The organism is Pontibacter silvestris (genome assembly GCF_020907275.1).
Classification (GTDB): Bacteria; Bacteroidota; Bacteroidia; order Cytophagales; family Hymenobacteraceae; genus Pontibacter; species Pontibacter silvestris.
In genome coordinates this window covers 329372-352535 of sequence record NZ_JAJJWI010000001.1, presented here as the reverse complement: position 1 = coordinate 352535, position 23164 = coordinate 329372, and the positions used below count along the sequence as shown (strand labels likewise).

13 protein-coding genes are annotated in these 23164 nt (G+C 40.6%); 11 read left to right on the top strand and 2 right to left on the bottom strand.

Features of this window, described 5'->3' with window-relative positions; all coding sequences use genetic code 11:
- Nucleotides 1–146: 146 nt before the first annotated feature.
- From LN995_RS01425 to LN995_RS01385, 9 genes are all read left to right on the top strand, one after another.
- A complete protein-coding gene (locus LN995_RS01425) occupies nt 147–1154 on the top strand; it encodes an ATP-grasp domain-containing protein (protein WP_229957654.1) in 1008 nt (335 codons plus the stop codon).
- Nucleotides 1155–1500: 346 nt separating this feature from the next.
- Nucleotides 1501–2754, top strand: a complete 1254-nt coding sequence (locus tag LN995_RS01420; protein WP_229957652.1) for a glycosyltransferase family 4 protein — start codon at nt 1501–1503, stop codon at nt 2752–2754.
- A gap of 149 nt (nt 2755–2903) precedes the next feature.
- The gene (locus tag LN995_RS01415) at nt 2904–3995 is read left to right on the top strand and encodes a glycosyltransferase (protein WP_229957650.1); all 1092 of its coding nucleotides are present in this window, start codon (nt 2904–2906) and stop codon (nt 3993–3995) included.
- Nucleotides 3996–4373: 378 nt separating this feature from the next.
- Nucleotides 4374–5699, top strand: coding sequence for an O-antigen ligase family protein (locus LN995_RS01410; RefSeq protein ID WP_229957648.1), 1326 nt, complete (start codon nt 4374–4376; stop codon nt 5697–5699).
- 32 nt (nt 5700–5731) lie between these two features.
- Complete coding sequence (locus LN995_RS01405; RefSeq protein ID WP_229957647.1) at nt 5732–6571, top strand: glycosyltransferase family 2 protein; 840 nt, start codon at nt 5732–5734, stop codon at nt 6569–6571.
- 252 nt (nt 6572–6823) lie between these two features.
- Complete coding sequence (locus LN995_RS01400; RefSeq protein WP_229957645.1) at nt 6824–8293, top strand: alginate lyase family protein; 1470 nt, start codon at nt 6824–6826, stop codon at nt 8291–8293.
- 908 nt (nt 8294–9201) lie between these two features.
- Nucleotides 9202–12234, top strand: coding sequence for a PA14 domain-containing protein (locus LN995_RS01395; RefSeq protein ID WP_229957643.1), 3033 nt, complete (start codon nt 9202–9204; stop codon nt 12232–12234).
- Between the two features lie 466 nt (nt 12235–12700).
- Complete coding sequence (locus tag LN995_RS01390) at nt 12701–13966, top strand: glycosyltransferase family 61 protein (RefSeq protein WP_229957641.1); 1266 nt, start codon at nt 12701–12703, stop codon at nt 13964–13966.
- A 30-nt stretch (nt 13967–13996) separates the two neighbouring features.
- Nucleotides 13997–15172: a glycosyltransferase family 4 protein gene (locus LN995_RS01385; protein WP_229957639.1), complete on the top strand. Its 1176-nt coding sequence runs from the start codon at nt 13997–13999 to the stop codon at nt 15170–15172.
- Nucleotides 15173–15269: 97 nt separating this feature from the next.
- On the opposite strand, the gene LN995_RS01380 is transcribed toward LN995_RS01385, so the two are convergent.
- Nucleotides 15270–16487 (bottom strand): glycosyltransferase family 4 protein, encoded by a 1218-nt coding sequence (locus LN995_RS01380; RefSeq protein ID WP_229957638.1) that lies wholly within the window; start codon nt 16485–16487, stop codon nt 15270–15272.
- A 637-nt stretch (nt 16488–17124) separates the two neighbouring features.
- On the opposite strand from LN995_RS01380, the gene LN995_RS01375 reads away from it, so the two are divergent.
- Nucleotides 17125–18657, top strand: a complete 1533-nt coding sequence (locus tag LN995_RS01375; protein WP_229957636.1) for a S8 family peptidase — start codon at nt 17125–17127, stop codon at nt 18655–18657.
- Between the two features lie 60 nt (nt 18658–18717).
- Here the strand turns inward: LN995_RS01375 and LN995_RS01370 are convergent, their stop codons facing one another.
- On the bottom strand, nt 18718–20496 hold the full coding sequence (locus LN995_RS01370; protein WP_229957634.1) for a thiamine pyrophosphate-requiring protein: 1779 nt from the start codon (nt 20494–20496) through the stop codon (nt 18718–18720).
- A 345-nt stretch (nt 20497–20841) separates the two neighbouring features.
- Here LN995_RS01370 and LN995_RS01365 point away from each other — a divergent pair, with 345 nt between their 5' ends.
- Entirely contained in the window at nt 20842–23112 is a 2271-nt protein-coding gene (locus tag LN995_RS01365; RefSeq protein ID WP_229957632.1) for a TonB-dependent receptor, read from the top strand.
- Nucleotides 23113–23164: the final 52 nt, after the last annotated feature.

Here is a 23164-nt window from a genome sequence, read left to right as displayed (position 1 = left end):
CATCTGTCTCCTTTCAAACTTAATGTAATTAAAGTTCTACTTCGTGCAATTTTATGTATTCATATTATACTCATGTTGCTTATGTAGAACTCACCTAAAGTAGCAGCCATTAACGCTGTGTTATTATAATTCAGTAAACCTGATCTATGGAACAACAAACTACGCAAAAGAAGAAAAAGACAGTTTATCAGAAACTAGATGTTTTCCCGGTTTTTCATAAATACCATAAAAAATATCAGAAATTGCGGCAATTGGTTACACTAAAATGTGTTTCTTATATCCTTTTAAAAGAGAAGAAAATTAGCCTGCCCCAATACTCTAAAAAGATTCTCTTTTATCCGGAACTTCCGGGACCAGGTCATATTATACGATCAGTTTGTCAAGTTCTTGGTTATACTATCACCAATGATCCTACAGACAATTATGAGTTCATTATTAGCTACGAAGACAAGACAACCAGGAAACCTTCTCCTGTATTGGATACCCTGAGCCTTACCTATAAAATGCTTAACAGCAAATGTATGGACATTAGCAAGGAAAAGGTTGACAAGGTTCATGAAGCTTGCTACGGCTATAGCACAATAGTAGATCCTTTTACATATAAAGGGGTTTGTGTAGAAAAGAGCAGCAAGAATGGCACTCATGATGGTATTGTTGTTCAATGCCCTATCAAAGAAAAGAAGCCAGGAAAGTTTTACCAGCGCGTAATTAATAATCAAGTTAATGAGCAGGAAGTTGAAGATATACGCGTACCCGTTTATGGTGATATCATTCCCTTTGCCTTCGTAAAATACAGGTCTGTTTCTACCAGGTTTTCTACCTTTAACAGAATGGTTAAGTTGGTAAAGCCTGAAGAGGTACTTTCTCCGGCAGAGGTAAAACAAATTCTGAAATTTTGCCGCAGCATGGGCATCGATTTTGGAGAACTCGATATATTAAGAGACCGAGATGACAATAAACTATATATTGTAGATGCGAACCCTACTCCCGGAGGGCTTCCCAGCAGTGGTATAACCCGCCTACAGGGGCTTAATTGTATTTATTTGCTTGCAGAGGCATTCAGTAAGTCCTTCCTAAGAAAAGTTCCTGCCGAAAGAGTAAACACTGTAGCACCTCTAGTTACTGAAGTGCATGCAGCAGTTAAACAAGCATAAGGTATCTGTGTTATCAAAATCATTGCTATTAATCAGGACAGTAAACACCTGCATTATAAAACATTCATACATAAAATATAAAGAAGCTCCTCACATCTAATTTTTAGCAATAGGTAATTTAACCTGTAGTTACAAAGGAAAACCAAACTTATATATTTCTATATACCTGATTAATTCTAAACTATGGGTCTTATATAACGTAGAAAGAGTATCTGTTTCAGGTAGATATTCTTTTGCGTACCGTCATGCCTATTCTTAAAAATACATCTTTTCTTGCAGGCTATAGCAGGACCAGAAGATCTGTATCTTTTTTTGAATATGCTTTAGTAAAATCCTTTATTAACCAATGCAGCCACAGCTTACTAAAAAGATAGGAATTGCAAGCCCTATACAAATCAGCAGCCTTGCAAAACATCTTGATAATCTTTCTCCTGAACATTTAACACTGGGATTAGGAGGTACAGCTGTTAACACGATCATTAATGGCCTTATAGATAATGGTGTGTCTGTTTCGGTTTATACCCTAGACCAGACAAAAGAAATAACCAAACCCCTGGTACTGAGAGGCCCACAACTGACAGTTTATATTGGCACTTACCGGCCTAAAGGCAGGCACCGTATGCTGGACTTTTTCAGATATGAGGCCAAACAAATTCAAGGCTTTATTGAGCAAGACAAACCAGATATTGTAAATGCACACTGGTCTTATGAGTTTGCCTTAGGTGCCATCTGGTCTAAATACCCACACCTGATAACATTTCGTGATACTGCTTCTGAGATATTGCGGCTGCACAAGGACCCTTACCGGCTGGTCCGGTTCTTCTTAGACCTACAGGTAAAAAAAACCGGCTCTAATTTTAATGTAAACTCTGTTTACCTGCAACAAAAGCTTCAATCACCTAGACTGGAGCTACCAGTTATTCCAAATCCTGTTAATGAGGCTTACCTGGCAGAGCAAAGCAAGCACCACCCTACAGGTACAGTTAAAATTGTTGCCGTACTTAACGGCTGGAGCAAAAGGAAAAATGCCACCAAAGCTTTACAAGCCTTCAAGCTTTTGCGACAGGAGTTCGGAGACAAGGTAATGTTTGATATTTATGGACCTGGTTATGCAGAAAAATCTGAAGCGCAGAAATGGGCACAGCAGAACAACTGCGTGAATGGCGTAAGGTTTATGGGTTCTCTTGAGCATACAGAGTTGATGGATAGCGTAAAAGACTATGATATTTTATTGCATCCGGCCATTGAGGAATCCTTTGGCAATACTTTACTCGAAGGCTTAGCACTGGGATTGCCTGTAGTGGCTGGTGAGAGCAGTGGAGCTGTGCCCTGGGTATTAAACTTCGGCAAAAATGGACTTCTGGTGAATGTAACAGATGAACATGAGATATATAAGGCGCTAAAGAAGCTAATAACCAATTCTGTATTGTATGAAGCGCTCAGCCAAGAAGGTATCCATTATGTTAAAGAGAGGTTTACATCAAAAATGATAGCAGCCTCTTACCTAAGCCTTTATGATAAAATAATAAAACAAAGTCATTCAAATGGCTCAATTCAGAAAAATAAATCTAAAAAAGTACCGTATAACAGCCCGTCCTAACAACAAAGAGAAAAGTAAATCTTAAGCAAGGAAGTAAAGCCTTATACTAAACACATAAAAGCTTTACAGATACAGCATGCTTAATTTACCATTTCATGCTATGAAACATATAACAACTTCCTGAAGATTTATAACGAAATTACTATATTATGAAGAAAGTGCTGCACATTCTTGGTCATTTAAGATATAGTGGCGCTGAGGTAATGCTAGCCCTGGCAGCGCCTTATTTTAGAGAACAGGGTTTAGACACCCATATTCTGAGTATTGGCGAAGAGAAAGACTATGCTCCGGTTCTTGAAGAACGAGGTTACACGCTACATCATATCCAGGGAACTAAAACACTGTCTTACTTTATAAAGCTATATAAGTTTCTGAAAGAACAGAGGTACGATGTTGTACACATACACCCAGAATCAGTTTCTTTCTGGCATGCTCTTACCATAAAGCTTGCAGGGAGTAAAAGCATCGTAAGAACAGTTCATAACGTTTTCCAATACCAGGGTTTTTTACGTTTCGTAAGGGCCTTTCAACGAATAGTAGCCAGAAAGTTCCTGAGTGTAAAGTTTTTTTCCATCGGCCCCTCAGTTGAGGAGTTTGAGCGAAAACACCTTTTTAACGAAACAGTTGTTATCCCCAACTGGATAGACATGAACAGGTTTATGCCGGCTAAAGATGAGCAGGAAATTCTTGTTAACCGGCAAAAGTTAGGAATAGGAAGTGATGCTTTGGTATTAGTGTCTGTAGGAGCTTCTACAGAAGTAAAGAACCAGAGAGACATTATCACAGCAACGGCAAACCTCCTCAAGCAACGTAAAGACATATATTATATACATGTTGGTGATGGGCCTTTACAACCAGAACTAAAAGCCTATACAGCTGAACTTGGTATTTCAGACAAAGTTTATTTTGTAGGCCAGACCAGGCAAGTGCGGGAGATATTGATAGCCAGTGATATTTTTGTAATGCCATCCCGGTTTGAGGGACTGGGAAACTCTTTACTGGAAGCACTAAGTTGTGCTGTTCCGGCTGTCGTTTATAATGTTTATGGTTTAAAAGATCTGGTTGAAAATAAAAAGAATGGTTACATCGTAGAGCAAGACCCTACTCTTCTGGAAAATGCTATTGCCAAGCTGGCTGATGATAAGCAAATGCGTAAAAAGATGGGTAAAGAAGCAAGGCAAAAGGTGCTCAGAGACTATGACATGAAAAAGTCAATTGATAAAATGCTGGTCTATTATTAGCCATTGGCCACAGGAGAAATAGCTAACACCATACCTGCTCTTGATCTTTGCTTTGTCTGTTTGTTGTGTGCCTGTAGAAGGTTATTTTTTTGAAGCACTTCTCTCCTATTGTTAGTAGTGGTAACTCCTGAACTACAAGTTGCTCTTCATTAGCACCAGGAGCCTCTGCACCTATAGGTTTACAGATAATTACCAAAAAGCACAATAACCCTGTATAAAAGGGCTCGTATAAATTCCTATATAAAGCGACTTTAATATAGCTCAAAACAAAGTCATGAGGTCATAAAAGCAGCTATCGAGATAGTATAAATTACATTGTTCCTTTACTGCTCTAAAAAAGTTAAAGGTGTTATGTAGTTTTAGTAACACGAATTTATAATGAAGATAACCTACGGGAACCTAAGTGTTTCAACGCGCAACTTCTACATAATTGCTATTTTCCTGCTTTTCCTGACAGATAACCTCTTTTATTATTTACTAGTAGGCGATCAGGGACCGGAGGCAGGCCCTCCTGCTATTGACCCCGAAAAGTACCTTGCCATTATAGCACTAATAGTGCCAATACTCCGGTTTAATACCTACAGCCCTTTTATGCGTGCTTGGCTCGCAGTTATTTACCTGTACTTTTTGGCGCTGGTTATTGAGTCTTACTTAAACTTCGGGTCTTTTTTAATTTATCCGCACGTGTTTGCCAAAATCATGACACTGTGCCTGATCTTTATGTTCTTCTCTTTTTTTACAGAACCAGAAGACAAGCAGGCAAAGAACATCATGTACCTTATTGTGGCGGCTTTTTTTTTACATATACTTCTTTTTAAACGTGATGCCATCAGTTTTGCAGCCTTTGTAAGCACAGAACGTGCTATTTCGGCAGAGGCTACTTATTTAGTATCCTTGCCTTGCCTGTTTTTCTTTATCAGGTATCTAACCAAAGAACACCTGCTAGATCTTGCTTTCTTCTTTGTACTGTTTGGTTTTATACTTTTTTTACAACACCGCACCGTATGGGTAACGACAACTATAACCCTGGTATTAAGCTTCATTTTCCTGAAACTTAAAAGTAAAGCCAGGCCTTCTGTTACTTCAATCTCGTTACTCGTACTTGTGCCTGTTGTCATAGGTATTGCGGCTTCAACATTCATTTTTGTGGAGAAGCCAGAAATCCTAGACCAGTTTGCAAAAAGATTTTCTGATATAGAAAACGTAGAGGCTGAAGGCAGCACTAGTAGCTGGCGATTGCTGCAATTTGAATCTTACCTGCCATACATAAAAGACAATATTGTTTTTGGCATGCGGCTACAAGGCTTTGAGCTTCCTATACAGTTCTTTAACCCTGAAGCAGGTACGGCTTATTTTGAAGCTGGCACAGGACATCACTTCCACAGTTTTTATGTAGACCGGCTTTTCTACTTTGGAGTTTGCGGTTTGATAATCGCTGTGGTGCCTGCCATTTATGTTATTGCGCTTTTCCTGAAAAAGCCTTACCTCAGCACCCCAGAAATTGCACTGCTTGTTTTTATGATCAGTGGGTTTGTTTTTGGCTTATCGTATAACTGGCCTTTTTATTATTATGGGTTAATAGGGTTAGCAATGGGCTTTGCAGAAAGAGCACCGGAAGAAGAATTTGAAGAGTTTGAGGTTACCGAAGAAACAGATGCCTCCGACGAAACTACGCCACAGGTGTTTTCTCAGGTGCCATGGTAAAAGTTATTCAAGCTAACGATTTAATAAGTATTATGATTTTTATAGTAATACCAGTATTCAACAGAAAAGAGCTAACCAAAGCATGCCTTGTATCGCTATACAACCAAAGCAGTCCTAACTTTAAGGCAATAGTTGTAGACGATGGCTCAACAGACGGGACTGACGAAATGCTTGCGCAGGAGTTTCCGGAAGTAACTGTTTTAAAGGGTGACGGCAATTTGTTCTGGACAGCTTCTGTGAATATGGGTATTAAAGAAGCCTTAGCACAAGGAGCCCAATATGTACTTACCTTAAACAATGATGTTGTTGCTGACATACATTATCTTGAAAGCATGCAGCATCATTTAAAAGATACCAGCAAGGCTCTGATAGGTTCTTTTGCCATAAACTACAAAACCAAAGAACCAGACTATGGTGGAGCCATTATTGATTGGCGGTGGAATAAAACTACCTATCTTTTAGATGTACTTCCGAAGGAGCAACATTATGGCCTGCACCGGGTTAATCATTTCCCTGGCAGAGGCTTATTGATTCCGGCAGAAGTGTTCCAGAAAATCGGTCTCTTTGATGAGGTAAGCTTTCCGCATTACTATGCCGACTACGACTTCACCCACAGAGCCGACAAAGCTGGCTTCCCTGTTTTCTGTAGCTTTGATGCCAAACTCTTTACCTACCCTGAAGAAAGCGGAGATCGCCAGAACAGAAGGAAGAAAACCCTAAAGAACTACTACAACCATTTATTCGGCATTAAAGGCGGAGGCAATCTTGTAAATTTCACTAAATACACCTTACGGCACTGCCCACCTCAGTATATGCCCACTTTTCTGACACTAGGATATGTCAGGCGGCTGGGCGGGTACTTCTTGAAATAAGTAAGTAGTTACTCCAAACTGCGGCAAATTTTACATCATGTTAAAAGCAGATTAACAGGAAAAAAATAAACCCTACTGTTCATTTCCGTATGCCTAAATAGGCAGTTAATAAAAGCAGGCAGTCACTTTTAATCAGACTTAACTTTTGAAAAGTTTTCAATTGCTGTTTTACACTAAAGCCATTATGTTCGCGATTTTCAAGCTACCTTAACAGTACATTTTTTGTTTTCAACAAACTTAAACATGATAAGAATGATCTTTTTATTATTGCTTTTATTGTGTTTTTGTAACCAAAAAGAGAACAGACAGGGAAGTGATAAAACAGCAGAACAGCAAACAAATGCTATACATATAGCTGATACAGTTCACTTTAAAAAGCCAGATGGATATTTAGGCTTGCACTACACAAGAGATGAACTTGCAGTATGGCGGCAACGAGCTAAGAAAGGCCCTTATAAGAGTTTCGGTGATGCAGGAATAAATACACCGGGTGACTGGGATCGCATTCAGAAACAGGCAGATCAGTTTCTTCTTAATCCCTCAGCAGAGGTTTGGGAGGGACCGGAAGGGCAAGGGAAAAGCCCTATGACTGTAGGTATTAAATTACGCGATGCTGCTTTCGTATATCTTATCAAGCAGGACACTATTTACAGTAATGCCGTACGCAAAGCATTACTATCGTCAGCTTCGAAACAGGGAAACAACCCTTCTAGCTGGCCCAGGTTTGGAGATACCAATGGCTGGGGTACAGCAGAATGGCTCACCCGACTCCTTTTTGCCTACGATTATACTAAGGAAACTATCCCAACTTCAGATCGGGAAACTCTGGAAGATTGGTTCAGGAAAGCTGCTACAGTTATGGCTAACAACGTTCACGATGATATATACCAGAACTTCCCGGGCAGGCTTTCCGGTGACTATAGCCACTTAGGTTCTGTGGCAGAATCCGGAGAAACAAAAAGTACCTACACGCATATTAACCCCGATGGCAGCAAAGGCAACATGGTACCAAGGCTGTCTATCTGGCACAATAATCGCCGTTCACAACAAATACTCTTTGCAGGGCTTACAGGTGTTTTCCTCAACGACCCAAACCTGATACACCATGCTAAAACATATTATAAGGAGTTCTTCAGGTACAGTGTTTTTCCGGACGGAACGCAGGGTGAATACTACCGAAACGAACCGGACTATCCTCAGAAAGGCACTATTTATACTACAGTTTCCATGCAGGCCATGGCAGCTCTGGCAGACGTAATGGCCAGAGTTGGTGATACAGAGCTGTACAATTACTCTACTTCAGAGGGCATGCACGGTACAGAAGGAGGCAAGAAAAGCCTTCGTATGGCTTTTGAAAGTTACCTTCACCTAGTCGATGGCTCAAAAAAGATCTATGCTATTTCAGTTAAACCAGAACACCTTATTAATAACACTAGCACCAGCAAAAAACAGCATTGGGTTCACGACATTTATGCAGCAGTGCCTAATTTATACTGGCAAAGTTCCTATATACAGCATGTATATACTCGTAAGGCCTCCGGTACAGTTTCATATCCCAAGCCAGGTGGAAATATTAAGTTAGCTTCGGCAGGTCCTATCGCTGTGCCCTGGGGGGGGACAGCTGCTCTTTACCCAGGTGTGTTATTTATGTTCGGACAGATGGAGGGGAAAGTATGGCCTTATCCAGAGAGTAATCCTCACAAGAAATTAAGCTCTAATTAAAAAAGCTTTCTATAATGGGGCCTAACAAGATGAACTTTATCAGTATTTTATAACAGTCTCGTTAGCTTATATTTTTGAACTTAAGGTATCCGCATAAGTATTCGTTCGAATAACTTTTTTACCTCCTATCCCTTTTTCAACTAAGTCTGTCCTCTCTCTCCTAAAATAAGTCGTTAGTAGTCACTCTAACATTAATGTATAGAATCTCTCAAGAACGAGAAAACTTCTACTCCTGAATATACTCCCTTTACTATAATACTTACTTCCTTAACACAGAATCATCTTCTTTAAAAATATATTATCCCTACATTGTTGAACATTATATAGGGATGTACTATTACATAGGTTTTGTATAGACTTTGTTCTTGCGCAATTTCACCACCTGCACATTAGCTGTACTTACTGCTAAGCCTAATTTATTTAAATTGAATTATTCCAACCAACAAATTAACACCCGTTCTTTACTATTATACTTTTACTGTAAACACAGAATCAAAACCTCCCTTCAAATCTACTTTTCAAATAGCATTAAAATTACTCAGCTAATTAACCTACCCTCGTCAATACAAAGCATCGGTACAATTAATAATCTAAACTTTTTATTAAAAATACTGTATATATTAGGTTTAAAATATTTATAATTATTAACAAGCAATTACATAACATTCACCTTAACAAAGCATTCCTTTACTTAAAGTTCTCTCTTAATACCGCGTTTTAATCACCAAAAGCAATTACACTTCCAAAATAATGTTCTATTTTGCGTCACCAAAGAATGTAGAACTACGGATAATTTACAAATATGTTATATAAATTATCAAAGAATATAAAGGCAAAACATTTCAACTACATTTTTTTGCATACTTTTGAGTCAACTTTATTTTTAACATAAACAAAATATAACGTTTATGAGAAAACAACTTTTAGCCATAAGTTTATTTCTTATTACAATCTTCAACCTAAACGCACAAACGCGTCTGGGACTACATTATACCAAAGAGGAGCTATCAATATGGCGGCAGCGAGCTAGCAAAGGTCCCTACAAGAGCTTTGGTGATGCCGGGCGTAACAGCCCAGGAGATTGGGATCGTATTAAACAGAATGCAGACGCGTTTCTTTCTAAGCCTAACGACGAAGTATGGGAAGGCCCTGAGGTGAACGATGGAGTACATCAACCTCACCAACAAGGGATCAAGCTTCGTGATGCAGCCTTTGTGTATCTTATTACTCAAGACAACAAATACAGCGAAGCAGTACGCAAAGTTTTACTACAGACAGCAGCAAAAAGAGGGAATAACATAGCTTCATGGGGCTATTTTGGCGATACTAACGGCTGGATATCTGCTGAGTGGCTAACCCGCCTGCTCTTCGCTTATGATTATATTAAAGAGACAGTCCCTACCACAGACCGCCAGACACTGGATAACTGGTTTCGCCAGTCGGCCACAGCAATGGCAAACAATGTTCACAGCGACTTGGGGAAGAACTTTCCGAACCGCCTTTCCGGCAACTACAGCGTTACAGGCTCAGTAGCAAAGGCTGGTAGCATGAAGTCTGAATATACACATATTAACGCCAATGGCAGTAAGGGTAATAGAGTATCTAACCTCGCCATCTGGTATAACAACCGCCGTTCTCAACAGATTCTTATAGCAGGCCTTACTGGTGTATTTCTTAATGATGCGAACCTGAAAAATCATGCAAAAACGTATGTAAAAGAGTGGCTGAAGTACAGTGTATACCCTGACGGAACCCAAGGTGAATATGCTCGTAACGAAAGTGGCTATCCTCAAAAAGGGGCGAATTATACCACTGTCACACTACAGGCCATGGCCGCTCTGGCAGACGTAATGGCCAGAACTGGTGACACAGAACTGTATAATTACTCTACCTCAGAGGGTATGCACGGTACAGAAGGAGGCAAGAAAAGCCTTCGTATGGCTTTTGAGACCTATCTTAGCCAGGTGGATGGTTCTGTAAAACGTTATGCTATTTCTGTCAAATCCAACAACATTATCAACCACATCAGCAAAGATAAAAAACTGCACTGGGTAAAAGACATTGCAGCCGCTGTACCGAACAACTACTGGAAAAGTTCTTATATCAGAGGCGTTTATACCCGTTCTGGTTCGGGCTCTGTAGCTTATCCTGGACCTGGCGAAAAACCATCATTGGCATCAGAAGGCCCAATTGCATGCCCTTGGGGGGGAACCGGAGCCATATACCCGGGTATCTTGTTCATGTTCGGACAAATGGATGGCAAAACATGGCCATATAGCGGCAGTTATTCAGACACACCAGCGGCAAACGCTGCTCCCACAGTTAGTGCAGGTACCGATATAGCTATACAGCTACCAACCAACACTGCCAAACTACAAGGATCTGCCAAAGACAGTGATGGTTCTATAGCCTCCTACTCCTGGTCTAAAGTTAGCGGTCCGACAGCAAACTTAAGCGGCGACAACAGTGCTGTGCTTACAGCGTCCAGTTTGGTAGAAGGAGAATATGTTTTTAAACTTACTGTTAAAGACAATACTGGGGCTACAGCATCTGATGAAGTTGCTTTAACAGTAGCAGCAGCAGAACTCAGTATAAAATCGCCATCAGCAGGAAGCACAAACAGCAGCAATACGCAGGGTAACATTATATGGGAAATCTGGAAAAACATTAAAGGAGAAGAAATCTCATCTATCCCCCTAAATAAAACTCCTGATGAAACAAAAACATTAACAAGCTTCGCAACTCCAAGCAATACCGAAAACTTCTATGGTAGCCGAATAAGAGGCTATATCACAGCTCCTGCCACTGGTAACTATACCTTTTGGGCTGCCGGTGATAACTCAGTTGAGGTATGGTTAAGTACTGACGAGAGCACTAGCTATTCACAACAGATCATTTCCTTTAAAGGCTATACTGAAGCCCGACAGTGGGATAAATACAGTGAGCAGAAGTCCAAGAAAGTTAAACTGGAGGCAGGCAAGCGCTATTATGTTGAGGTATTACACAAAGAAGATTGGGGAGGCGACCATGTGGCACTTGGCTGGGAATTACCAGACGGAACAAAGGAAAGGCCAATAGCAGGAAACAGGCTGTCTGCTTATAGTAGTGAAGCTTCTACAGCCTCCACCCCTACAGCAGCAATACAATCTGCCTCGGTTACTGGCAGTATTAACTGGGAAGTCTGGAAGAATGTTTCTGGTGAGAAGATATCTTCAATTCCATTAACTAAAAGCCCGGACGCTGTAACAGCTCTAAAAAGCTTTTCAAGCCCTAGCAATACCGGAGACAACTATGGTAGCCGAATAAGAGGTTACATCACAGCTCCTGCCACTGGCAACTATACCTTCTGGGCTTCTGGTGATAACTCAGTTGAGGTATGGTTAAGCACAAACGAGAGTACCAGCAATAAACAGCAAATTATCGCATTTAACGGTTTTACTAATGCAGAACAATGGGATAAGTATGCCGGGCAAAAGTCTAATAAGATCAAGCTAGAAGCTGGCAAGCAGTACTATGTTGAGGTACTGCACAAAGAATCAGCAGGAGGCGACCATGTGGCACTCGGCTGGCAATTGGCAGACGGCACTTACGAGCGTCCTATTGCAGGAAACAGGCTGTCGCCATATGGAACAAGCAATACCCTGGCTCTTACAGCTGAGGCTAACTCTAACCTTACAGCAGATGTAGAAGAAGCTACCGTTTACCCTAACCCATTCAGCGATAGAATTGCCATTGTTCTTCCTGAAGGCACTGCAGATGTGTCAGCCGTTAACATAAAAAACCAGACAGGTAAAGAAGTTTACAAGATGTCTCAAGCTATGCCGACTAATCAGAGAATAGATATTGACTTATCGTATCTTAATCTTCAGAACGGGCTTTATTACCTGACATTGGTTTATGCAGACGGAAGCCAAAAAGTAGTAAAGTTAATTAAACAGTAGTACATACGTAAAAACACAAAAAGCCTGGCTCATGGAGCCAGGCTTTTTGTGTTTTATTAGCGGTTATATTCAGTATTAAAAGATTGAAGGATTGCTTTATCAAGCTATCAGCAACAAAGCCACATCATTAGCTTACCGTAGTAGTTGACTTAATATTCTTTTACTTCTGAATATTTAATCTATACGAGTATATTTTTGGACTTACTTAATCCGGCACTGGATAAACACTTTTATATTACGCTGAGAGGGTCAGTACCTTAACAGAACACTTTCATGTAAAAAGCCTTCTGCACCCGGAACTTAATATGCTAGATATAGTATATTAAAACAACATTAAAAATACTCCGAAGTACTTCAAATGTTAAAGAATGTAACCTTCTCTTATTTCATGAATAGAGAAAAAATTAATATAAAATAAACCAGCCACAGAGGCTTGCGTTTACTAGCTGTTTCTAAATGTACTGTCATGATAAATAAGAATTTACTAAAACTGAAAAGAAAGGTAAAAGATGTAATAAGGCGAACCATACGACATAACTACCATTTAAAGCCCTGTGGCTTCTACCGTACATCTAAAGAATACATTGACAATACATACTTTAAAGAATCTGTATATACAGAAATTACTCCTGAAGAAACTACATACCTGCCGTTACCGGAGGAATTGTTCAACACGCTGAACGATTATGCCAACCCGGATGCAAAATCAAACAGCAGGAAAAATACGCTGGTCAGTAAAACAAAAAACACAATGCTTAGTCTCCCTAAGGGGCGTTTGTATACTAATAACATAGATTGCATAGCCGTAATAGGACCTGACAACAAGCTTATAGCAGATGTATCTTTCCAGTTCAGCGAAGTTCGTGTTACAGAGCCGTATGAGAATAAAGTATTCGAGCTTTCCTACTTCGATAAGCCTACTTACTACCCAGGTATTGCCTTTAGTATGCTATCAGGCGGAGGGGCTGCCGTTAACTATGCACACTGGTTTGTTGATGCTTTTCCTCGCTTACATCTTTTAAAAGAGAGTGGCCTTTTTGATAAGGTAAATTGGTTTATAGTTCCTGCTTACAAATACGACTACCATATTGACTCTTTAAAAATGCTGGGTATAGAAGCAGATAAAATAGTTGTTGCAGATAACTACACACACCTACAGGCAGACACTTTAATTGTGACCTCACACCCTAGAGGCCTTCGTAATGTAACCGCACCTAAGTGGATCACCGACTTCCACAGAAACACATTTCTTCCTGCAAAAGGGAAAAGCAATAAGTCAGCAAAGCGTATCTATATTAGCAGACAGGACTCTTCTTTACGGAAAGTAACCAACGAGGAAGAGGTAATCGAGATGCTTAGCAAATATGGCTTTGAAACCTATGTGCTCAGCAAGCTGTCTTTTCAGGAAAAGATAGATCTTTTCTCCTCTGCAGATGTTATTGTAGCCACTATGGGAGCTGGTTCTTTTAACTATGCTTTTGCTAACAAAGAGACTACTATTATAGAAATGTTTTCTCAGAGCTTTGTACAGCATCTCTATTATAGTCTTGCTCATGCGGCTGGCGTTACTTATCATCCCATCATATTTAAGGCAGAAAAAGTAGCCCAGAGGTTTAAAGACGGCCATGTAGACGATATAACAGTAGATATAAAAGAGCTTGAACGCTTAGTACACCGTGTTATTACACAAGAGAGTGCAAAAGAGGAACCAAATTTACTGAACACAATTTAGGCTTAGAGATCATATAAGCTATACCCTTACATGAGCAAGAAAGTAGTTATCATCCAGAAAATTTTACCTCATTACCGTATTGACTTCTTTAACAGACTTAAAAACGCTCTTCAGAAATACCAGGTAGACCTGCATTTAATCTATGGCAAAAGCAGCAACCAGGATGCCTTGAAGTCTGATGAAGTGGAACTGGACTGGGCTACGTATGTGCCTAACAAAGTATTTAAGATAAACACAAAGGAGCTTTACTGGCAGCCTTGCTATAAATTCTTGACAGGAGCAGATTTAGTTATTGCTGAACAGGCCAACAAGCTCCTTATTAACTATTTGCTCTCTTTTCAGCGTTTAACCACTTCCAGAAAATTTGCTTTTTGGGGCCACGGCCTAAACAGGCAGGATGATCCTTCTTCGCCTGCTAACCGCTTTAAATCATTTTTCCTATCTCAGTGTGACTGGTGGTTTGCCTACACTGAAAGCGTGAAACAATTTCTGATATCAAACTCATCCTTTCCAGAAGAAAGAATTACCACCGTTCAAAATGCCATAGACACAACCGCACTTTTAAAGGCTTATGCTGAACAATCTCCTCAAAATGCGCTTAATACAAAAGAAGAATTAGGCATAAATTCTGAGCATGTTGCCATTTACTGCGGCGGAATTTATAAAGAGAAAAGAATTGATTTTGTGATAGAAGCATGTGATATCATCAAAACTAAAATACATGACTTTCACCTGATTGTTATTGGGTCCGGGGCTGATGCAGCTATAGTGAAAGAGGCAGCGCGTAGTCGCCCATGGATTCATTACCTAGGCCCTAAATTTGATAATGAAAAAGTTAAGTACTTTAAAATTTCTACAGCGTTTTTAATGCCTGGTTTGGTAGGGTTAGCCGTACTAGATGCATTTGCCTTACAAACACCAATGGTAACGACAGACTTTCCATTTCACAGCCCGGAAATTGAGTACCTGGAACATGAGGCAAACGGCCTTATCACAAAAAACAATTTGGATGATTATGCCTTTAATGTGGTTTCCCTTCTTTTAGATAATGATCAACACAGCAAGCTGGTAGCAGGATGTAAGAAGGCAGCAGAAAAATATACACTAAATCAGATGGTGAATAATTTTACAGAAGGAATACTCAGGTGCCTTGCAATAGAAACTGCAGCTATTGACTCTCTTCCTGTTAAAACAGCACAACTGTAACCAACAGTTTATCCTAAAAGACAATATTAGCAAGTATAACGTTATATTCTATCTTCATACTGCATCAATCAAAATGCATCAATTTTAATTCTGTCTTTTATATAGCCAACTTTGTAGAATAGCCTGCTGACTCTTCTGAATCTGAGCCAATAACATCATGATAGACAGCCATTAATAGTTCATAATTTCCTTCACGCGTATATTTTCTTTCAAATGTTTTACGAGCTTGCTTGTACAAGAATCTCTGACTTTCATCTATATCAGGATTAAACGTTTTTAAAGCATCAGCAAGTGAGTCAGAATCGCCAAGTCTGAAATGAATGCCGTTCACATTATTTTCGACAATTTCATTTATATTATCAATGTCCGATGCTATTACAGGTGTGCCTGTAGAAAATGCTTCCAGTATTGTAATTGGCATTCCTTCGTACCATACCGAAGGAAATATTAAACCTTTACTCTTCTTTAGCATTTCTGTAATAAACGAGCTGTTCTGAAAGCCACAATACTCCACATCATCATATTTAGCAGCATACTCCTGCACAAGTTCTTCTAAGGGCCCTGTTCCAATAATTTTAAGTTTGAAAGGAAATCTATCTCTGGCTTTAAGTAAAACATCTATACCTTTTTCCTGAGACAACCTTCCTACAAAAACAAAATAATCTTCTCTGTCATTAGGTAAGGTATAGCCATTATCAGGAACACAATTTGGTTTAACAGCAATTTGGTCACTTTTTAGGCCCAGACTTGAATTATGCAGCTTACGTTTAGCAAAATTGTTTAACACAATATAGCGCGTTACTTTCTTTCTCCAGGTTCCTGCAAGTTTATGAAAGGATGTCATACAAGTTAAGTGTGCTGTCTGCATTGCTGACCCTCCATAACACCCGTGTATAATACCATCAACAGGAAACTTACTGTGGATGCACTTCTCACATACTTTGCCATCGCGCAATAGCAACGCACCTGCACATATCATTCTGAAGTTGTGAACAGTAAGCACAACTGGTATATGATGTTTGTGTGCTACATAAAAAACAGCAGGAGAAGCTATGTAAAAGAAGTTATGTACATGAATAATCTGTGGCCGGAACTCCTGAATTTCTTTCTCTAAAGCAACAGCAGAATCTGAGTTATAAAACAACTTATAAGATAACTTAATGGTTGTAATAAGAGATGAGTCTATCACATCATTATCAAAAATCAGAGTACGCACCTTATGGCCATGCTCCCGAAGAAGGCCTGTCTCTGTCTCAAAACAACTATCTTCCCCTCCCCTGATTTTATACTTATTATGTATGACTAAGATGCGCATGTGTACTGTTAAAATCGCTGTTCAAAAGCCTTATTCCTTGGCTGATATTTACAAGTTATTTAGAACAGGTGTCCGTATTTTGTAAAGGAATGACAACTAAAACCTAATTATAGCTATAGTCAAAGTCTTCCATATTAGCATATCAGCCTATACGCTTAAACTTTAATAACGGACAATATTATTTAGGTTTGATTGTCTGGTTATGAACTTAAAAACCTTGCGCATTCACCCAGAGAGGAGCCAGACAATAATTGCAGTAACTAAACTCATCTGCTAAAAGTTTTGCTTATTTAAAGTTTTCGTGTTGTCAATAACATAGCATAAATACCTATCACCCTTCTAAATAGAACCTGAATAAGCAGTACTTCATTACTGAACTCTTATAAGATTATTTCTTTCAAAAACGGATGTTCATGTCTATGAACACCTGATTATAATATACAAATAGTTATATATTATACTGTTTTAACTTTTAACATTGAATATTTTTATCTATTCTTTTACAAAAATTGTTTGTTTATCACTATTTATTTATAGTTTTAGAAATACAATTGAAGAATACTTCACCCTGAAGTACCTCAATTAAATCAAACAAACTATTTCTAATTTTAAAAAGTTGTAACGTTTAATCGCGCTTATGAAATCACGCTACAAATCTAAAGTCCTTTATGGGCTAATGTTCTCTCTTACAGCGAGCTTTGGCTGTAGTACAGTAGAACAGGAGGTAACACCAACAGCCAGCCTTAGCCAGAGCATTGAAAGCGCTGTGCAGGATGGCTCCCTGAACCCTGCTGTAAAATTAAAAGGGAACAACTACATTGTTATTTCATCTTCTAACAGCCTCCCTTCTGACCTAAAAGGTCAGCTGAAATCTATAAAAGGTGAATTGACCAGCAGCATGGACAAAGTAGGTATCGCTACTGTTACCTCTACTGACCCTGAGTTCGCCACCAAAGCAGGTAAAATAAAAGGTGTCAGCTCTGTTATCCGCGATGTAGAAGTGCAGTGGTACAACCCGGCTGATGAAAAGGTAGTGGAGATAGAAGCCATTTATGGAAACCCTCCTTACAGCGGTGACAACGATCGCTATTTTGATTTGCAGTGGGGGCATGATGCTGTTAATGCTCCTGAAGCATGGAATGCAGGTGCTCGCGGCAAAGGTGTTCGTGTAGCAGTTCTGGATAGTGGCTTTGACCTTGACCACCTCGATTTAGCTCCTAATATTGATTTGGCTGCCAGTGCTAACTTTGTACCTGACGAAGTATTAGAATACAGACTTTCAGATGTTGGTAGCCACGGTACACATACAGCTGGTACTATTGCCGCTGCCGACAATGGTATAGGCATTATTGGTGTAGCTCCTGAAGCACAGCTTATTCTAGTAAAAGTTTTACGTGACTCTGGTTCAGGTTCTTTTTCCTGGATGATGCAAGGTATCTTACATGCCGTGGAACAAGGTGCTGACGTTATTAACATGAGCTTAGGTGCTGCCCTTCCACGTAACGGTAAATATTTAGATGACAATGGCACACCAGATGACACTTCCGATGACTTTATTGTAAATGACACCAAGGCTACACAAGAGTTAATCAATGCTATTAGCAAAGTAACCACCTATGCCACACAGCAAGGTGTTACTATTATTGCTTCAGCTGGTAACGATGCCAACAATGGTAACAAAGACAAGTCTTTGGTTCATATTCCAGCTGGTGCACCAAATGTAATCTCTATTTCAGCGACTGCGCCTCAAGGCTGGGCTTTGAACCCATTAACGGCTAATCTTGATTACCTGGCTTCTTATTCTAACTATGGCACATCTGATATTGATTTTGCTGCTCCGGGTGGAGATTATTCTTATCCAGGTAACGAAATAGTTACTATTGGAGGAGTTACGCAGTATGCTTACGTTTTTGATTATGTGTTCAGTTCTGGCAGTAATCTTGATCCAACAAGATCTTCTTACTATTGGTCAGTGGGCACAAGTATGGCCGCACCACATGCAACAGGTGTAGCCGCTTTGATTATTGGCCAAAATGGAGGACAGATGGCCCCAGCTAGAGTTGAGGCTGCCATGCGTGCCTCAGCTGACGACTTAGGCAAATCAGGCCGTGACCCATATTACGGACATGGCCGCTTAAATGCGCTTAAAGCTGTTACAGCCATTCAATAAACCGCAATTTCTCCTTTTATACAAAAGGCTGCCCTATCTGGGCAGCCTTTTGCTTTCCTGTCATTCCCGGGCCTTTTCAACCTCTGTTTTTAATGGTTCCTCTAAATGTTGGCCTGCCGGCTTATCTCCCTTATCAATAGCTGAGGCAAGGCTTTCAGAGAATTTGGCAGCTACCTTTGGTGTAAGTGTAACTATTTCAGGGTCTGTAACTGCTTCAAATACAACTGGCCTGTCTGCCTGTAAAGCCTTCTCCCATGCAGCCTCTACCTGCTCAGGATGATCAACACGAATACCGATCAAGCCCAGAGACTCTGCATATTGCGCATAGTTAAAATCAGGCAACACCTGTGACGCATCAAACTTTGGTTCCCCCTCCATTAGTCGCTGCTCCCAGGTAACGAAATTAAGGTCCTGGTTATTTAACACGACAATAATAAGGCGTGGATCGCTCCACTGTTGCCAATACTTTTTAATGGTGATGAGTTCTTCATTCCCATTCATCTGCATAGCGCCATCTCCGGCAAAACCTATTACCAGACGTTCAGGATAAGCAAATTTAGCTGCTATCGCATAAGGCACAGCGCAACCCATAGTTGCCAAGGTTCCTGAAACAGAAAACTGCATGCCATCGCGCATCCTTATATGTTGTGCCATCCAACTGGAGGTGGAACCAGAGTCCGACATTAGAATACAATTATCAGGTAACTTAGGAGAAAGCTTTTCAAAAACCAGCCGTGGGTTCAAAGGATTTGCTTCCTTGCTTGCCAACTCTTCTACCTGTTTCCACCATTCTTTAATGTTACGCTCAATCTTTTCCCTCCAAGAACGGTCTTCCTTCCTTTTTAGCAAAGGAATCAATGCCCGCAACGTCTCAGCACTGTCACCTGTCAGTGGCACCTCCATAGGATAGCGGATACTAAGCATGCGGCCGTCAATATCAATCTGAACCCCTCTAGCCTGCCCTTCCTGTGGCAGAAACTCGGCATAAGGGAAGCTGGAGCCAATCATAAGCAACGTATCACACTCAGTCATCATCGCATGCGTGGCATCAGTACCAAAAAAGCCTATGGCTCCCGTTACAAAAGGAAGTTCATCGGGTAAGGCAGCTTTTCCTAAATAAGCTTTTGCTACACCAGTACCCAATATATCAGCAACCTGTGATACTTCTTCAGCTGCTTTCATAGCCCCTGCTCCTATCAGAATCGCTACCTTCTTTCCGGCATTCAATACTTCAGCAGCTCTTTGCAGGTCTTCATCGCGCGGAATAATACGAGGTTCTGAATAGCCAATACCGGAGTGAACTGTTTGATGTTTGTGAGGAGGATCCTGATACTCCAGCTCCTGTACATCGTTCGGAATAATAACACAGGTAACAGTACGCTGTGCTTTGGCTATGCGTATGGCTCTGTCTACCAGGTGGCGCACCTGACTGGCATCCATAGCCATCTGCACATATTCCCCTGCCACATCTTTAAACAAAGACATCAAGTCCACCTCCTGCTGCGCATGTCCTCCCAAAGCAGTTCTGGCTTTTTGCCCCACAATGGCCACCACCGGCTGATGGTCCAGCTTTGCATCGTACAACCCATTGAGCAAATGAATGGCTCCCGGACCAGAAGTGGCAAAGCAGACGCCTACTTCCCCTGTAAATTTTGCATGCGCACAAGCCATCATAGAGGCCATCTCCTCGTGGCGCACCTGTATAAACTCCAGCAGGCCATCAGCTCTATTCATCGCCCCCATAATGCCGTTTATACCGTCTCCAGGGTAACCGAATATTCGCTTAATACCCCACTTTGATAACCTTTCAACTATAAAATCACTTACTTTCTGCTCCATGAGTTAGAATTTCTTAAAAGATAAATAACTGCCTCTCTTCAAGCAAGGTAAACACTATGGCCTGATCTCCTTAAATATTAGAAGCAAGCCATACTGTACTGAACATCAATCAGTAAACCTTAAAAGATACGACAGCATCAGGATAATGTTGAAATACCGTGGGTTCTAAAGAACTCCAGATATTATGTCTCCTAAAGAAACACTTCCTTCTCCTTAGACAGTTAGAACTGCAAGAGGTGCTTTGTATTAAACTTAAGCTCTAACTAAATAAGTAATTATTGGCATGTTAAGATATCTTTGCAGTTCTAACTAATTTATTGACAATTAACTTCGTTAAAATCACCTGTGAAAAAGCTTCTATTAATTGCCTTTCAGCTTGTCTTAATTTCTTTTGAAGTGGCTTTTGCGCATAATGGCTCAATAAAAGGGGGCGTGTTTGGTAAAGCAGATAATGCACCACTGGCAGGAGCCACGGTGGTAATAGCAGGTACCCAGAAAGCCACTACTACTGATGTGTTCGGAACTTACACATTTACAGAGCTCCCGGAAGGAAAGTATGAAATTCGGGTATCTTATCTTGGTTACAAATCTGCTATACAAACAGTAGAAGTAAAAGACAGCGAAACCACATTGGTAGCCACCCAACTGGAACACGGTGAATTTAATTTATCAGAAGTAGCCATAACAACTAACCAGGAAAAACCACTTAGCACTATCAGTGCTGTTGATATTAACCTGCGCCCGATTCAGAACTCTCAGGAGGTCTTACGTATTGTACCCGGCCTTTTTATAGCACAACATGCCGGAGGAGGTAAAGCAGAGCAGATATTTCTACGAGGTTTTGACATAGACCATGGTACAGACATCAACATTTCAGTTGATGGCATGCCTGTTAACATGGTATCGCATGCGCATGGGCAAGGCTACGCTGACCTGCACTTTCTGATACCAGAAACTATAGAGAATGTAGATTTTGGTAAAGGTGTTTATAAGGCAGATAAAGGGAACTTTGCAACAGCAGGTTATGTGGATTTTAATACCCGTTCCAGCCTTAGCAACAGCAGTTTAAAACTGGAGGCGGGTCGCTTTGACACGTACAGGGCTGTAGGCATGTTCGATTTATTAGGTGATGCAGCAAAACAAAAGCAACAAAATGCTTACCTGGCGACAGAATATATGTTTACAAACGGCTATTTCGACTCTCCTCAAAATTTTAACCGTCTCAACCTTTACGGTCATTATCAAGGTGTGTTAAATGGCAATAAGATACTGACTGCTTCTGTTTCCACTTTCCGTAGTAAATGGGATGCTTCCGGGCAGATTCCGGTACGAGCAATAGAAACAGACCTTATCAGCCGGTTCGGTTCTATAGACAATACAGAAGGCGGCAGCACCTCGCGCCAGAATATAAACCTGCATTTACAGACTTTGCTGGACAATGGAGCAATACTGGAGAACCAGGTCTACCTTATTAATTATGATTTTGAGTTGTATTCTAACTTCACTTTTTTCCTGAACGACAGCACCAATGGCGACCAAATACGACAGAAGGAAAGCAGGAACATTTTTGGCTACAAAGGCTCTTACAGCAAAGAGCTAACCTTGTTTAACAAACCACTCCGCAGTGAGGCAGGCTTAGGGTTGCGCTACGACATAGTGCAGGACTCAGAACTATCCCGTACAAAAGGTAGGCAAGTTACACTATCTAACGTTACAAAAGGAGACATAGAAGAACTGAATGCGTTTGCTTACTTAAGCGAGACACTGGAGCTTTCATCTAAACTGACTCTAAATGCAGCTCTGCGCTTCGACCAGTTCCAGTTTGACTATATAAGCCATCTGGCAGAGGATTCTACCTTTAACAGGCAAACAGCTGCACAGAACAGAGTAAGCCCTAAGCTAAACGTTTACTACACCTATTCCCCTACGTTACAGTTCTATGTCAGCACCGGTATGGGCTTCCATTCTAACGACACAAGAGTGTCGGTAGTAGCTGATAAGGATGAAATTTTACCGGCAGCCTATGGCACAGACATTGGCTTTATATATAAGCCATTCCCTAACCTGATTCTGCAAACAGCGCTTTGGGCACTGGACCTGGACCAGGAATTTGTATACGTAGGCGACGAGGGCATTGTGGAGCCATCTGGTAAAACACGCCGCTATGGATTGGATGTATCAGCAAGATACCAGTTGCACAACTATATTTTTGCAGATGCAGATGTAAGCTTAGCTAAACCAAGATCAAGAGAAGAGGATGAAGGAGAAAATTATATTCCGCTCGCCCCTACTTTTACCAGTACAGGAGGTATCACGTACCGCAATAACAAAGGCTTAAACGGAAGCCTGCGCTATCGCTATTTAAAAGACCGTCCAGCAAACGAAGACAATAGCCTGACAGCTGAAGGTTACTTCCTGCTGGATGCTGTGGCAGGTTATACCATCCGTAACTTAGAGTTTAAACTGACAGCAGAAAACCTGCTAAACAGCAACTGGAGAGAAGCCCAGTTTGAAACAGAGTCAAGATTAAGAACAGAAACAGAATCTGTTACAGAAATACATTTTACCCCAGGAACACCCTTCTTTTTAAAAGCAGGTATAACCTATTCTTTTTAGACTTTCGGAAGTCTGACCGGATTAAATCAGCTGAGAGCAACATCATAAAAAA